We start from the raw sequence: 15062 nt of genomic DNA, 5'->3' as shown, positions 1-15062 counted from the left end.
TCAGAATGTTATAGAGCAAACAAGGCCCTTATTCTCCTTGGAATAATAAGGTACAAGATATGCATTTTTTAAAGGATGCTTATGATAAATGATTCTTGCAATGCTTGGATACAGCCAATATGCAGCTTTAACACTCATTATACCTATACCCGCACCTGCCAGCACATCAGTAAACCAGTGGCGGTTGTTATACATTCTGAAGAATCCCGTACCTGCTGCAACAGCATATCCGGCAACTCCTATCCATGGAGATGTATCTTGGTATTCTCTTCGCAATAGTTCTGCCCCCAAGAACGCAGTAGCTGCATGACCTGAAGGAAATGAATTTCGGCCACTACCATCGGGACGTTCCACTTTGGTGGTAACTTTTAATATATTTACAGTAGCTCCCATTATTGCATAGGCAGTCGCAGAAATTATAGTTTGGTCTCTTAAGTTGTGTTTACTTTTAATTCCCAAAAAGTTCAATCCATAAACAGATACAATTGGAACATATTGGGAGAAATCATCTATTGATATCTTTCTGTCAATATTCTCCTGCAATTCATTACGTATTTCTTTGTTCTGATATTTCATCCAGTCACTTTTCAGTCCTATTACACCAACACCTATTAATACAGAGGGTATAATGATTTGTTTCAATTTAAAACGGTATGGAGAAAAATTCTTCGCACAGAATCGAGACGTGTCATTGATACATTTATCCTTGCATGCGTAACTATCATTAACAAGAATCAGTTTGTCCATAGGCTTGCTTGGAATGAGAGTGCTTTGCGCCATCAAATTCTCTTGTTGAAGGCACGCTAATAGTATGATAATAATTCTAAAGATTTTCATCATATTCAAGTTTTGTGTTATGTTTATTTGCTTTACTCCCAAAAGTATAAGACGCTCCTATATAAAATATTCGTGGATTTCGACGTGTGTTTACTTTCTGTTTCAGTTCTGGCGTATCCAGCGTGTATGCCTTGCGATATGTATCAAATAGGTCTGTCACAGAAGCAAGTATTGAAAGATTGATACTTGGAATATCATATTTCATCCCTAAATTGACGCGAAAATCTGCATTGCGATATCCTTGTGGCACTAGTGTTTTGGAGTGATAGCTGGTATTAATCTGCAACATATAATGACTGAAGGGCATGAAGTTAGTATTCAGCAGCGTACTCCATGAAAAAGTATCCTTATGACTACCATAGCCCAATTTTTGAGCGTTTATCTGATCATAGTATCCGTTAACGTTCCAGTTGAATGACATCCAGCGACCAACAGAATAGTCCCATATCATTTCTATTCCTGAATTGTAACTAGACTCTAAATTCTCTTTCGTCGTTAGTAACACGCCATTTGATATATAGCGTGATACACTTGTAATCTGATTTGTCAGATAACGGTAATAGAGTGTGGTCATCAACGATGAGTTTTTGTTATTATGCCATAGCCATGTTGCTTCCAATGAGTGTATTTTCTCTGGCTTCAGATTTGGATTTCCTGTAGAGAGACTTAATGGGTTGATACGCTCGGCAAACGGATTCATGTCTTCTCCTTCTGGACGGTTGACACGTAGACTGTAACTGAGTTGTAAATCATGATAAGCATTCAACTTATATGATGCGTGAATGGTGGGATAGATATTGATATAATGCTGCGTCATCGTACTGTCAAGCGATAATAGTTTGTTGCTTATTAACGCGTATTCTCCACGCAAGCCCCACATAAGACTCCATTTTCCAAACGTTTTTTCGAGTGTTGCATATACAGAATGCATTGTACGGTAATGCCTAAAATCACTAGATTCGGTTGCATTTGTCACAAAATTCGTGCCGTCCCAATCTTGTGAATGGTAACTCTGCTCAGCTTTCAGTGCTTCTAGTTCATAGCCGGCAGACAGTTTGCACGTCTCCGACAGATTGTATTGTTCATGCAATTTAACTATATGTAGATAGTTGGCATCCCATACATGAATATTGTCCAGTGTAGGTTGAGTTGTTGCTGTATGTATCGTGGAATACCGGTTCATCTCGTCTTCGCTTTCCGATGAATAAGTATAATTAATGCCCCATTCATTGCCATTGCCGTAATTGTGGGTATAGATAAAATTGCCCTCCCACATATTTTCTTTGGCATCGGCATCCCTGTGGCGATGATAGTAGTCTGTCTGACTATGATTCAAATCTTCTGTGACAGATTCAATATTTTCGTTGCGGAGAAATTTTCGATGATTGTAACTGCCGTTTACTTCTATGTAATCTTTGGCTGAGAGATTGATGCCAGCTCCCAATCGAAATAGATGAGAAACAGGTCGTCCTACTCCCAGTGTGGTCTGGTCTATATAATTAGTGGTAGACTGTCTGTTATCATACGTACTGCGATCATAACGGTCCTGACGAAAGGCATATCCGCCGAATACATTCACTTTTCCCACAGTATAATTCATATTGATACCAGCATTGTATCTGTCATGGCTACCAGTATTGACAGTCACAGAACTATTAAATCCTGCCTTTACATCTTTCTTTGTCACGATATTGATAATGCCACCACTGCCATCGGGCTTATATTGTGCTGAAGGATTTGTGATAATCTCTATACGATCAATAGTACTGGCTGGTAATTGTTGCAGTGTATTTGAACGCACCTTACTACTCATCATTGTTGACGGCTTACCATTGATGAGAATGGTGACATTACTGTTTCCTCGAAGACTCACACCACCATCCATATCAACTTCTACAGACGGTATATTCTGCATCAAATCGCCTACAGATCCCGAACTGCTCATGATATCCTGCCCTACATTAAAGACTTTTTTATCAAGTTTAGGAACAAAGACAGGTCTGCGTCCAGATACTACGACCTCAGCTAATTGCTCACTATTCTCGTCCATCCATATAGTCCCCATGTCGATAGATTTTTTTTCTTTCGTCATGGTTAAATGCAATTTTACATCCTTTAATCCAATGTAACTACATAATAAATAACAGTTATCCCTAAAAGGGATGTTTTCCAAATGGAACATACCTAGTGAGTCTGTCACAGTACCAGAAAGCATTTTATTGCCACTGGTGGTGTAAATACTCACCGTGGCATATTCGATAGAAGCCTTGCTTGATCTGACTTTTAATTGACCAAAGATTTCGCCATTATTTTCAGCCGCCATTGATGTAGCAGCTACAATAAGCGACACAATGAACATAAAAATTATTTTTTTCATACCGATTATATTTATTAATCGGTGACAAAAATACAATCAGATTTAGGAGAGAATTAAAATTTTGTATTGCAAATGTGTTACTTTTCATTCTTTAACATAACAGTAAATGTATGTTTTCCTAACAAAAAAGAATAATTAATAATCCACCTATGATAATCACAAATTGCTTTGACAATGGAAAGTCCAAGACCGTGACCTTCCTTATTATCCTCACTAGAATGGAATCTTTGGAAAAGAGTGCTTTCATCAAGTGCTTTATTTGAACCATTATTACTTACCGAAATGTAATTATCTCCCAATTCAATTTCAATTTTTCTATTTTTAGGCATACTATGACGTATAGAATTGACAATGAGATTATTAAACATACATTCTAACAAAATACGGTTAGCAACAATTATTAATTTATGATTACTCTTATTTATAAGCTTTATTGAAGTATTCACATGAATAGCCTCAAACATATTTAATGACGAATTTACGAATTCAGAAACATCTATTTTCTCAGTATTATTATATTGAGAGTTTTCTATTTTCGCAAGTAGTAAAAGACTTCGATTAAGATGTCTCATACGTGTGTTTATATCATAAATCCCTGACACCAGTTTTGTTTGCTTCTCAGTAAGATTCTCCTGCATAAGCAAATCTAGTTTACTACATATTATAGCTATAGGTGTCTGTAATTCATGCGAGGCATTCTCTGTAAATTCTTTCTGTATACGATAGCTATCCTTGTCTCTTTTCATCAGTTTATATATAGCCTCATTAAGCTGCTCAAACTCTTTAATTTTTGTAGGCATAAAATCTGGTATCTCATTTTGGGCAAGATTAAATTGTTCTATTTTATACAATGTATCATCAAAAGGGCGCCAAATATTATGAGTAATAAAACGCATAGTGATAAGCAGTGATACTGATAGAATTATAAATATCAACGAAAACTGTATGAGCATACCAATCTTTATATCCCTCCCTAAATCTAAAGAGGGTATAGACTTTCCATTATGAATGGACTTCAAAATATCTGTTATGTCTTCTGCATAAAAGCCTTTTGTGAGAAGATAAAATAATGGGATGGAAAAAAGAAATAAAACCGCAGCGCAAATCAGAAACTGAGACAGTGTTCTATTTACCAGACTCTTCATCTTTAATCCATTTATAACCTGTTCCATAATATGTTTTTATACAATTTGTAAGACCTACTTCTAAGAGTTTTGACTTAAGATTTTTAATGTGAGCATATACAAAATTAAAGTCATCCATCATATCTGCCATTTCACCGCTAAGATGTTCGGCAAGTGCGCTCTTTGACACTACCCTGTGATGATTTTCTATAAGGAAGAGGAGTAACTCGTATTCTGATTTCGTCAAGTCTAGAATAACTCCGCTCACACTTGCACATTTGCTTAGGAGATCTATGCTTAGCTTACCACTATGTAGTATATTGTCATTATCAAAACATTTACGTCTCAAAATTGCAAATACTCTCATGCCTAATTCTGGTAAATGGAAAGGTTTAGCAAGATAATCATCTGCGCCTATTCTTAGTCCCTCAATCTTATCTTCGAGAGAATCTTTTGCAGATACGATAATAACACCAGTCTGTGGTGATTTAGATTTAAGCTTGCGTAGTATATCCAAGCCATTGCCTCCTGGAAGCATCAAGTCAAGTAATATGCAGTCATATTCATACACGCCTACTTTCATTGATGCTTCATTGAAACTAAAAGCTTGTTCACAAAGATAGTCATCATGACTAAGATAACTCACGATGCTGTCTGATAGTTCTTTTTCATCTTCTACTATTAATATTTTCATCTTTGCAGTTAATTTACATAATTGCAAAGATAATTATTATTTTTGTAGAAAATCTGAATATTAGAAAAATTACAAAACAATTTATATATAAGAAACTTATAACACATTCTTAGCATTATACATTTGAAATATACAACTGCAATCTCATAATGATGTCAATTTATAAAGTTATAATAAAACAAATAGGACACCTCTGACTCACACACGTTTCTTAAATATTACAACTATAAACCATCTTTCTTTTTCTGCACTTTGTTTTCTTCAGCGAGATCTGCGGGAGAATATTCACACAAGCGTACTCAATCTATAAGCAAGAAACCCCAGTGTCTCCCACAGATCACGCTGATTTATGCGGACAAAATCACCATAGCTACAAATAAGAAGCCTCTGGGCTATCTGTGGCATTAGCGTGAACATCTACAACACGGCACAAATCTTTCTGATATTATCAAGGCGTTCAGATAATTTGTTACTTCTACAAGATAATGCCATATTGTAACGAGTTTGCATATTAATAAGCATCTCTGGATTAATACCCAGCGAAGCTTCTACAATCAGAGCAAAGTCTGTAGTTACAGGGCGCTTACCATTCAATATTTCATTAAGCATGGTGTAAGAAACTCCAGTCAGTTCAGAATAATATTTCTGACTGATTCCCCTACTCTCAAGTTCTTCTTTGAGTACATCCCCAGGGTGAGTTGGTAATCGTTTTATTTCGTTCATTGTAACTTTATTTTTTATAATGATTTGTCAAATCAGTCAATTCACATACCGTTATCTGTTGCTCTCCATCACTGATTCTTTTTCGGAATTCCAAGCGATATTTGCCATCTACTCTTATCGAGCATTCTTCACAGTTTTCTAAAGATTCGAAGTTCAAAGAATTAAGTACGAAAAGATCTTCTATACGCATAGCACCAATAAGTGTATCCACTCGCTTCTGATATTTCTTAACTACCTGCGGCTGAAATCTAAACTTTTTATTCTTGCACTTGCCTTCTTCATACAGTTCGCGCAGATAATCCTTTTCAAATACTATTTCCATGTTTTCGGTATCTTTACGCTACAAATATAATAAAAAGATATTTGAGATTCACTAAATAAGTGAATTAATTAAAATAATTTAAGACACCTTTCACGCCCTCTTTTTCTTTTTAGTGCAGCCTCTCGCTGATTTCTCCTGATGTCTCTTCTCTGAGAGCCCCCTATGTCTCCCGCTGATTTACGCCAATAAACGACAAAACCATAATAACCAATCTGTCTTTCTCTGCGATATAATGCAGCCTGCTGCATTCCTCTGCGTCATCTGCGTGATCTGCGGGAGAATATTCACGCAAGAGTACTCAATCAATCAGCACAATCAAACCCCAGAAGTCTCCCGCAGATCTCGCTGATTTACGCAGACAAAACCCAAAACAACATTAACTACAAACTGTCTTTTCTGCGAAATAATGCAGCCCTGCTGCATTCCTCTGCGTTATCTGCGTTATCTGCGGGAGAATATTCACATAAGCGTACTCAATCAATATACACAGAAGAAACCCCAACAGTCGCACAACAGCCTTTTTATGAAAGTAAGAAGTTATTCTACTCCTTCACACAACGAATAAACGACTTTAAAGTTAATTATCACCAATAGTAATTGCATATATTCAACTTTATTCATACATTTGCCAAAAATAATCAAGTATGATAGATTACAGAATAGCCAAACAATTTGCATCTCATTCCATTTAGCAGAACATAACATGCAATACCCATTTAAAGATTGAAACAATGAAAAGTCCATTCATAGGAGGAAACGCTATACTTAAAACAGAAAAAGCAGAATTAGAATTTCGCAGAGAGAAATTCCAGTATATTTCATTGTATTATTTGTGTGAAGATACAAACGAAAGATTTACAACGACTGAAATTGACACCCTAAATCTATCTCAGGTTTACAACCAATATAGAGTTAAATACGGAATTCCTTTTCCTGACGAAATACAGAATATAAGACAGTCGTATGGCCTACCGGCATCTAAGATGTCTACTATTCTTGGTTTCGGAGATAATCAATATCGCCTATACGAAAATGGCGATATCCCTAGTGAGGCTAACGGAAAGATATTGAGTCTGATAAAGAATAAAGAAGTCTTTCGTTCCTTCGTTGAGAATGCAAAAAATCAATTTGAGCCAAAAGAATACCAAAAGATTCTTACGTCCTTAAATAAGGTCGTCGATGATCACCAACATACGATGGAAGAAAAGATGATCTTCTCCGCTAATTCACGAAGTTTGTTGAACGGGTATGCCATGCAGTCCTATGATAAATTAAAAAATGTCATTCTCTATCTATTAGATAAATGCGGCAACACCTCTAACACGAAGATGAACAAGTTGCTGTTCTATACAGATTTCTTGTCATATAAGCAATATGGTAAAGGCATTACTGGTTTATCATACAAAGCAATACAATATGGTCCAGTGCCATTAAGATGGGATCGAGTGTATAGTTTAATTGATGGTGTAGAATCAGAATTAGTTGAGTTTAATTCAGGTGTCTGTGGAACAGAATTGCATATTTCTGAGCAACCAGATTTAGAAGAACTCACTCCACAAAAAATTGGAATACTGAATATTATCGTTGATAAATTCAAAGATATGTCTTCAGCTGAGATCTCAGCAATGAGTCACAAAGAAGATGCTGGAAAGAATATCATGACTGCGACAATCTCATTTCATATAATGAAGCGTTCAAATTGAGTACGATTTAGCAGCCACATCAGGGCTGTGTACAAAATGAAAGCAAGTGATAAATATCAATACTTTCGATAGAATCCGGCCGTTTCATGAAATAATTGTGTTTTAACATTTAGCGTGGTATGAACATTTCTTCTTGCCGTATATTCTTAAATTATTCTAATGAATTACTCTTGGCCCAACAGTTCATAATTGCTGTTACAAAAATAAATAAAACTAATATAGGAATTAACTGTAATATAACAATATCATTCATCGCTTGTGAATCATGGACATTACTAATTAATTCAATATTATTATAGTCTATTGCGCATATTATTGCTAATACTTGACAAATAAAAGCATTAAATCTTGATACAGAATAAGCTCCAGTCAATTTACTTAACAAAGTACTTTTATTCAAACAATTCAGAACTACTATTACAAAACAAAATAATAATATATAAATTGAACTTGATGGATTTTTGACAACATTAATTAATCCAATATAATCATTGCCCATCATAATTTCTATCACCAATATTACTAATATAATAAGAGCATTTGATTCTAATCTCGAATAGGCTCTTTCCGATTTACTTAGCAAACTATTCTTTGCCCTCAAATTAACAGTTACCATTACAAAACAAAATAAATATAATTCAGAAATTGATTTTAATATACCTATTTTTATTATCACTTCTAAATGTTTCATAATATTAAATATTTCAACATAATGTATTATAATTACTATCAGCCATATTAGTACTAATATTTGACCAATAAAAATATTTAATTTAGATACCGAATAGGCTCCTGCTGATCCATTTAACAAGTTACTGTTTAATGACCATGGTTTACACTCTGCTGTCTGCATAGCGTATTTTTGACAAATCTTTAACTCTTTTTCTTTCTCTATTTCGCATATTCTTCTTTCGTAAACTTCAAACCAAGCTTTAGAACCTTTTGCCATCATAACCCAAATAATAGAAAAGACTAAACCTATTATAGATATGCCTGAACATATTTCGTTAATCAACAACAATTGTGCTTGTGGACGAATTATCTCGGATATCATATATCCGTATCCAGTAAATAATAAGACTATCATTGCAGATAGAAATATAGATCTTTGCCATAAATTTGAAATTTCAAAACTTCTTAGTTTATAAAACTCCTCTCTGAGTTCTTTTAAAGTAACTTCGTTTATATTTTGTTTTTTATCTTCTGCCATATCACGAATTTGCTATATTAGTTTATAGTATTTAAATTATTCTACAAACTATTTTTAGTATAATTTTCTATTGGGGATAATTTTCATTTTATTTATAAAAAAGCATTGACAATAAAAATATATAAGCTACTTTTTTACACTAAATCATCAATAGTTTTCTGTTTTGGAACTTGTATATTAGCTGAAAAAGTTATTATTCAGTTGTGATGCTTTCCCATGGAATAATCTCATTTTCTTCAAACCATTCATTGTTTATCATATTTCTCTTCACCATATCTACATCTGTTGTATACATTACTAAGACTAGTGATTTTTTTGCGCGAGTACAAGTAACATATAAAAGCCTCATGGTTCTATCAACGGTGGTTTCTTTTCCTTCTTCTTCATTTTTTCTATCGGTTTCTGATATTTTTTTTACTCCAAACAATTTATCATAGCTAAACCATTTTCCTTTGGATTCTGAATCATCAATAATCACCATAACACGGTCAAACTCCAAGCCTTTTACTCCCTGATGAGTGTCGTAGTTTGTCTTTTGAGTAAGATAATTATCTAACATACGCATCTCACTTATTGGCAATTCCATCAACCTAACCCATGCCATCAGTTCTTCGTCAGCATCATCTTCGTTCTCTTCAATTTCATGAATAGACAAATTTAAAGCGTTTAAAATTACACCACTAACAGTTAGTAATTGAGTTTCTTTAAGTAATGATACAACTTCTCTTATACTAGCATCAGCGTCAATCAATTCCGTTAAACGACAAACTGCATCTTGGCATTTTTTCAAATCACCGTAAGCATCTTCTCTTGATTCACGTGATAATAATGGCGAATACTTCTTTAATATGTTCAACGCTTCTATTGATTTTTCTTTTTCAGAATCAACGATTGGGAAAATACGCTTTGTGAATAATTCTAATTCAGAAAGTTTCCCTTGCAACAAAGTCATGGAATATTTCTTAACTTTTGAGAGTATTTCATATAATGAAGCGAAACCTAAACGCTTTGCGGCCATAAGATGTTCCAAAGTCAATACTTTCACATCATTTACAGGATCTTTCCAGCTACTATCTTCAGTAAAATGCCCCATCTGTTCTCTTATATTCTTTTCTATTAATTCTTTATCTTGCCCTTCAGTCATATTAACCAGAAACAACCTTACGCACCCTTCAGGTGCATCATCTTTTGGTTCCTGTTCAGCCATTGCATCAATTCTTAATCCTATTTTATTAGCTAATGTAACAATACGCTTGCTACATCTATAATTCATATGTTTTACAGGAAGTTCCCAGTCTTGTGGAATAATACTTGCAAGATTTTCCTTGCCATCCATATAAATACGTTGTTTTTGGTCTCCTAAGAGTCCTAAAGTAAAAATACTCGAGAATTTTTCTTGAATCTTAAAGAAAGCATCTATCAACTCTTTTTTAGTGTCTTGACTTTCATCAATAAACAAAAAGGGATACTGCTGAGCAATAATTTTTTGTAGCATCTCATTCTTAAGAATCATTTGAGATGAAATTGTAATAACGTCAGAATGGTTTAATGAATTATACTCCAAATTATTACCGTTAGGATTATATATAAACTGTTTTATTGATGGCGCTTTCTCTATTTTTTTCTGAATTTTATTGATTTTATCAGTATCTGAAATATAAGTTTTAGTCGTTGTACTTTTGGAACTTGCGTGTTTAATTTCTAATTCGTTTAACTTATCTTTATTGTTTTTAATGTACCAATATCTTATATCCTCTTGATATGGCTTTATCACATCCCAAACAAAACTATGAATAGTTGAAACATGAAACAGAGGACTATAATTAAGTCGATTAATTATTTCATTTGTAGCTGCATTTGTGTATGTAATAACAGCCACATGTCGCCCTTCTGACATTAATGTTTTTCCCCATATTTCACGTGTCTTATTCAACAACTGTATTAATGATTGTGTTTTCCCAGAACCTGCACCTGCAAACAAAAAGAAACTGGTTCTATTTTGCACACAATTATAGAGTTGCTCATCAGCATGCTCATCAACATTATTCACCATGTTATTATTCGTTTTTATTTTTCAATTTTTCAGATAACCACATTAATCCTTCTGCTATATAATCTGGCGTTTTCAGATCTTCAAAAACATCCTCATAAAGTAAGATATTTGCAAACTCAGCTTTGCTACAATTTGTAGAAGCTAGCTGATTATATATTTTTTGTTGCAATTCCTTTGGGGTGATTGCATTTTTTACATCATTATAGAATGTCGTAGCTGGTCCCATCTTTTTTATTTTTTCACCACGGAAAAGATCTAAATTTTTGAATATCAAGGCATCTTCAAAAGTATAGGGATATACTATGTATTGATTTCCATCACTCCATTCGATTTGAATTTCTGTTTGATATGCGATACGAACATTAGATTTAATTTTATTATCTGGCGGCAAAGCTAACAAGTCATCAATATCGGCAAGTCCCAACCATTCTTTTATACTATCATTATTAGTCTGTTGCTCCTTACCTTTTTCTGTTATTTCTGATGACCATTTTTCTTTATTTTCCTTAACAGACTTTTTCATTGCATCAATATCTGTTACTATAAGAGTATAGATACCTAGTTTTTCAATAAGTTCCTTAAAACGATGAGCATGACTTCCGTTCACTTCTATTATTGCTATATAATAATTGTCAAAACCTTCATCTTCTAAAAACTTTGGCATAAGCATCTTTTCTGCGGCGCCTTCAACCAAGATAACCGCATCAGCGAAAAATATATCACAATGTGTAAGTCGAATATATCTTGTGACGAATTTCCTCGTTTCATCTTCACCTTTAAATATCCCCGATAAATTAGCTATCTTAGAAACAGGGATCTTTATAATTGAATCTACTATACGCCTAAAATATCTTAGACAGTTCATATCCAACTCATTGACTATATGATTTGAATGGGTGCTTATAACTAACTGTGTCTTGAGATTATTATTATCTTTAATTAGCTCATTATTTGTCAAAGCATCTAGTGCCTTTTTAATAAACACTTGTTGGGCTTGAGCATGCAAATGTGCTTCCGGCTCTTCTACAAATACTAAATGGATGCAAGGTATAATACCTTTACTAGAATGTAAAGGTTCTAACCATTTTTCTCTAAACTGAATAAGACGGAAATACATAGAGATTAAATTTCTGTAGCCCATTCCATTATATTTTTCTGGCAAACTTAAAGCATCATTACCTTGAAGCGAAAATTGAACTGCTGATTCATGGCTAATAGCTTGTCCTATATCTATCTTGCCTCTTACATCAATATTAGGATTTTGAAATCCAGGATAGTTAATATTAGATAGTTCTTCAATAGGACTTGAGAAACTTTGTCTCAATTTTTCATCATAAGACTTATTTGCCAAACAAAGTTCACTCACAAGTTTTAATTCAGTAGCTTCAGGAATATCTTCATCTTGATTGCTTTCTCTATAATATTGCTGTAATTGCTTAGAAAGAGTATCAATATCATTGTCTTTTGCACCTTCTGAATCAGAACATTCCCTTAAAGCCCCAATATAGTCTATCTTAATCAATTTACCAATAGGATTCTCGTCAAGGAATAGGTCTGGAGTTTTTTGAGATAATTCATTGTCAGTAGGTATCAATGCAGAATTCAATACATAAAATTTTATATTGAAATATCGTTGCAAGTTATTCCTATGAGAAAGAAAATCATATAGATCTTTAGGATATAGTTCTAAAGAATCATGTATCTTTTTCCATTCTTCCGTTTCTTTAAGTTCTGCTAATTTTGTACAAGCTTCTTTATAATCAGAATACAAAGTTTTTATGTCCTTAGGTTCAAAACGAGCTCTACATCCAACCATTTTACCATCCCATGCCAAAGATGGTATTATGTGATTAACTAGATATGATTCTGTTGATTCCACATCTAACCAAACGTCTAACGATGGTAAAAATGCATCCCAGAAATCAGGTCTTAATTGTTCTTCATTCAACTCATCTGATTCAACCCAGTTTTGACCTATTTTATTTATTTCAGACCAATTCGTAAGCGTAAATTCTCGTGTAGAGAACTTTGCATTATCACCTGACAGGAACCATACAATAGCACTTATTGCTGAAGTTTTTCCACTATTATTTGCACCAACAAGTAAAGTCTGTTTTTTATCGAAATCAATACGGCAGTTTTTAAGCTTTCGAAAATTTCTTATGTGTACATTATTAATATTCATCTATATATTTTTAAAGTGATATTTAAAATTTTATATTTGTTTCATTAAGCATTACATGAGTTCGGATATATCCATTACATCTCATATTACAATTCACGTATTTCAGAATAAATTCATCGATATTAGATCTTGTATTTTTCAATGTTCAATTTATAAAACATTATTATTGACGACAAAAATACAAAAAAAATCAATACATGGTATAAAAGTTAGGACTAAATTATTCCACTTATGTCTTTCTCTGCGTAATAATGCAGCCTTGCTGCTTCTCTCTGCATTATCTGCGGAAAAATACCCACGCAAGCATACTCAATCAGCGAGACAACAATAATCTGCGGAATAATGCAGCCTAATTCATTCTCTCTGCGACCTCTGCGCCATCTGCGAGAGAATATTCACGCAAACTTACTCAATCTATCAGCGAGAACCCACAAATATATTTCCCGCATATCTCGCTGATTACAGAGAGATATAGCAATATGCATTATGGAGAATATATAAGAGGTTTTGCACTGTCCTAAAAAGGATACTTACAATAAAAATAATATAAAATTTGTATATCCTGAAATTAAACGCTATATTTGGCAATCATTTAATTTAAAAATAATACAATTATGAATTTACAATTCGCACTTAATCGTTTGGTCAATAATATTAAGGAGGAGTCTAAAACTAAAGAAAATTTTAAAAAAAAATTATTAACTTTGTTCAAGACTCAGGAATTAATAGGAATGATAGAATCTGAAAATGGTTTTGATAATCTTTTGCCAGATTTTACTAAAAAACAAGTTAAGAATATACTATCTGTATTTATATCTGATGAAGATATTGATATATTGTTAAAAGCTGATAGGTGGAATGATAAGTGTGAGCAACTTATTTCTGATATTGTTGATAAATATAAGTTTGAATATTCTGCCGTTTGTTGTGTTATTCGTTGTATAGCTTCTAGCATAAACCTTATTCCTATAGAGTGTTCAATTAATTATTCAACGAAAATAGGACTAAATGAGAAAGAAAAGAACAAATTATTTAGAACGCCAACATGTTGTTTTGACCTTTTGGATAAGACTTCTAGATATTACTACAAGATCATTGCAGAGGAATACCTTCTTAGCATCATTCAAAAGAAATTTACAAAAAAAGACGCTTGGGATCAAATAAAAACAAGGGTTAAATTCTGTCCGACTGTAACAATCGACGAATCGGGAAATGTTAGTGCAATATTTAATGTTGATTTAATTGATAAAACAAGGCCAGAATCTTGTAAAATAAACGAATTTGGATATTATGATTATAGAAGTATAGAATTCTTATTTAAAGTGCATCTTGCTAAAAAAGGAGATACTACTTGTACAACTCGCTTTGGTTTTGATGGAAAAGAAAATTATAGTTCTGAAACTTACGCTATGCCTGATTGTTTTCTAAGAGACCTAACAATAAGAGTTTCGTGTAGGCTTTTATATAGAGAAGCAAATTCATAAACATAAATAGAAAACACGTATTACAATAAAACACTAAAGAGAGGGATGCGCTTTAGCGCATCCCTCTCCTATTATCCTGCAATCCATACCGTGCAGCTAAGTAGCGCTGTGAGCGCTGCGATTAACCATATTAAGTTGGTTATGATTTTAATTAAGTCGTTGAAATCGTGATAGCTCATTCAGCTATTCCTGTGTTTCACTCTGTTGCGTTCCGAGCAACCCTAGAAGACTGGAAGCGATAGCGATTACTATCTTGATTATCCATGAAATGTTTACTTTGTTCTTATCCATTGTTTCTGTTTTTAATTCGTTGTTTTTGTGTGTTGTTAAAACAAATTCCCCTCTGCTGC

12 protein-coding genes are annotated in these 15062 nt (G+C 33.5%); 2 read left to right on the top strand and 10 right to left on the bottom strand.

The genetic code is table 11. The features are described from left to right. The 6 genes from B045_RS14715 to B045_RS0112325 form a co-directional block, all read right to left on the bottom strand. Positions 1-840 (bottom strand): phosphatase PAP2 family protein, encoded by an 840-nt coding sequence (locus tag B045_RS14715; protein ID WP_238312047.1) that lies wholly within the window; start codon positions 838-840, stop codon positions 1-3. Next, positions 824-3214 (bottom strand): outer membrane beta-barrel family protein, encoded by a 2391-nt coding sequence (locus B045_RS0112345; RefSeq protein ID WP_018464571.1) that lies wholly within the window; start codon positions 3212-3214, stop codon positions 824-826. Before B045_RS0112345 ends, B045_RS14715 begins: the two co-directional genes overlap by 17 nt. A 77-nt stretch (positions 3215-3291) precedes the next feature. After that, positions 3292-4386 carry a sensor histidine kinase gene (locus tag B045_RS0112340; protein WP_018464570.1) on the bottom strand — a complete coding sequence of 365 codons (1095 nt, stop codon included), beginning with the start codon at positions 4384-4386 and terminating at the stop codon, positions 3292-3294. Continuing rightward, entirely contained in the window at positions 4340-5032 is a 693-nt protein-coding gene (locus tag B045_RS0112335; RefSeq protein WP_018464569.1) for a response regulator transcription factor, read from the bottom strand. The genes B045_RS0112340 and B045_RS0112335 overlap by 47 nt, the downstream gene beginning before the upstream one ends. 417 nt (positions 5033-5449) lie before the next feature. Further along, positions 5450-5755: a HigA family addiction module antitoxin gene (locus tag B045_RS0112330; protein WP_018464568.1), complete on the bottom strand. Its 306-nt coding sequence runs from the start codon at positions 5753-5755 to the stop codon at positions 5450-5452. A gap of 7 nt (positions 5756-5762) precedes the next feature. Next, the gene (locus tag B045_RS0112325) at positions 5763-6077 is read right to left on the bottom strand and encodes a type II toxin-antitoxin system RelE/ParE family toxin (protein WP_018464567.1); all 315 of its coding nucleotides are present in this window, start codon (positions 6075-6077) and stop codon (positions 5763-5765) included. 731 nt (positions 6078-6808) lie between these two features. On the opposite strand from B045_RS0112325, the gene B045_RS14710 reads away from it, so the two are divergent. Then, entirely contained in the window at positions 6809-7780 is a 972-nt protein-coding gene (locus B045_RS14710; RefSeq protein WP_018464566.1) for a type II toxin-antitoxin system antitoxin SocA domain-containing protein, read from the top strand. A 151-nt stretch (positions 7781-7931) separates the two neighbouring features. On the opposite strand, the gene B045_RS15555 is transcribed toward B045_RS14710, so the two are convergent. The 3 genes from B045_RS15555 to B045_RS0112305 form a co-directional block, all read right to left on the bottom strand. Next, on the bottom strand, positions 7932-8990 hold the full coding sequence (locus B045_RS15555) for a RipA family octameric membrane protein (RefSeq protein ID WP_018464565.1): 1059 nt from the start codon (positions 8988-8990) through the stop codon (positions 7932-7934). Between the two features lie 193 nt (positions 8991-9183). Beyond that, complete coding sequence (locus B045_RS0112310; protein ID WP_018464564.1) at positions 9184-11043, bottom strand: UvrD-helicase domain-containing protein; 1860 nt, start codon at positions 11041-11043, stop codon at positions 9184-9186. Between the two features lie 4 nt (positions 11044-11047). After that, the gene (locus B045_RS0112305; protein ID WP_018464563.1) at positions 11048-13228 is read right to left on the bottom strand and encodes an ATP-dependent nuclease; all 2181 of its coding nucleotides are present in this window, start codon (positions 13226-13228) and stop codon (positions 11048-11050) included. 614 nt (positions 13229-13842) lie between these two features. Here B045_RS0112305 and B045_RS0112300 point away from each other — a divergent pair. Then, positions 13843-14712, top strand: coding sequence for a hypothetical protein (locus B045_RS0112300; protein ID WP_018464562.1), 870 nt, complete (start codon positions 13843-13845; stop codon positions 14710-14712). A gap of 183 nt (positions 14713-14895) precedes the next feature. Here the strand turns inward: B045_RS0112300 and B045_RS15880 are convergent, their stop codons facing one another. Further along, on the bottom strand, positions 14896-15003 hold the full coding sequence (locus B045_RS15880) for a DUF6486 family protein (RefSeq protein WP_238312045.1): 108 nt from the start codon (positions 15001-15003) through the stop codon (positions 14896-14898). Positions 15004-15062 lie beyond the last annotated feature (59 nt).

The organism is Segatella paludivivens DSM 17968 = JCM 13650 (assembly GCF_000373185.1).
In the GTDB taxonomy this organism is placed as follows: Bacteria; Bacteroidota; Bacteroidia; order Bacteroidales; family Bacteroidaceae; genus Prevotella; species Prevotella paludivivens.
This window is presented reverse-complemented; position numbering and strand designations above follow the sequence as displayed.

Excerpts from the sequence above, each read along its gene's own strand:
- B045_RS14715 (WP_238312047.1), bottom strand. The coding sequence starts at position 840 with ATGATGAAAATCTTTAGAATTATTATCATACTATTAGCGTGCCTTCAA.
- B045_RS0112345 (WP_018464571.1), bottom strand. The coding sequence starts at position 3,214 with ATGAAAAAAATAATTTTTATGTTCATTGTGTCGCTTATTGTAGCTGCT.
- B045_RS0112340 (WP_018464570.1), bottom strand. The coding sequence starts at position 4,386 with ATGGAACAGGTTATAAATGGATTAAAGATGAAGAGTCTGGTAAATAGA.
- B045_RS0112335 (WP_018464569.1), bottom strand. The coding sequence starts at position 5,032 with ATGAAAATATTAATAGTAGAAGATGAAAAAGAACTATCAGACAGCATC.
- B045_RS0112330 (WP_018464568.1), bottom strand. The coding sequence starts at position 5,755 with ATGAACGAAATAAAACGATTACCAACTCACCCTGGGGATGTACTCAAA.
- B045_RS0112325 (WP_018464567.1), bottom strand. The coding sequence starts at position 6,077 with ATGGAAATAGTATTTGAAAAGGATTATCTGCGCGAACTGTATGAAGAA.
- B045_RS14710 (WP_018464566.1), top strand. The coding sequence starts at position 6,809 with ATGAAAAGTCCATTCATAGGAGGAAACGCTATACTTAAAACAGAAAAA.
- B045_RS15555 (WP_018464565.1), bottom strand. The coding sequence starts at position 8,990 with ATGGCAGAAGATAAAAAACAAAATATAAACGAAGTTACTTTAAAAGAA.
- B045_RS0112310 (WP_018464564.1), bottom strand. The coding sequence starts at position 11,043 with ATGGTGAATAATGTTGATGAGCATGCTGATGAGCAACTCTATAATTGT.
- B045_RS0112305 (WP_018464563.1), bottom strand. The coding sequence starts at position 13,228 with ATGAATATTAATAATGTACACATAAGAAATTTTCGAAAGCTTAAAAAC.
- B045_RS0112300 (WP_018464562.1), top strand. The coding sequence starts at position 13,843 with ATGAATTTACAATTCGCACTTAATCGTTTGGTCAATAATATTAAGGAG.
- B045_RS15880 (WP_238312045.1), bottom strand. The coding sequence starts at position 15,003 with ATGGATAAGAACAAAGTAAACATTTCATGGATAATCAAGATAGTAATC.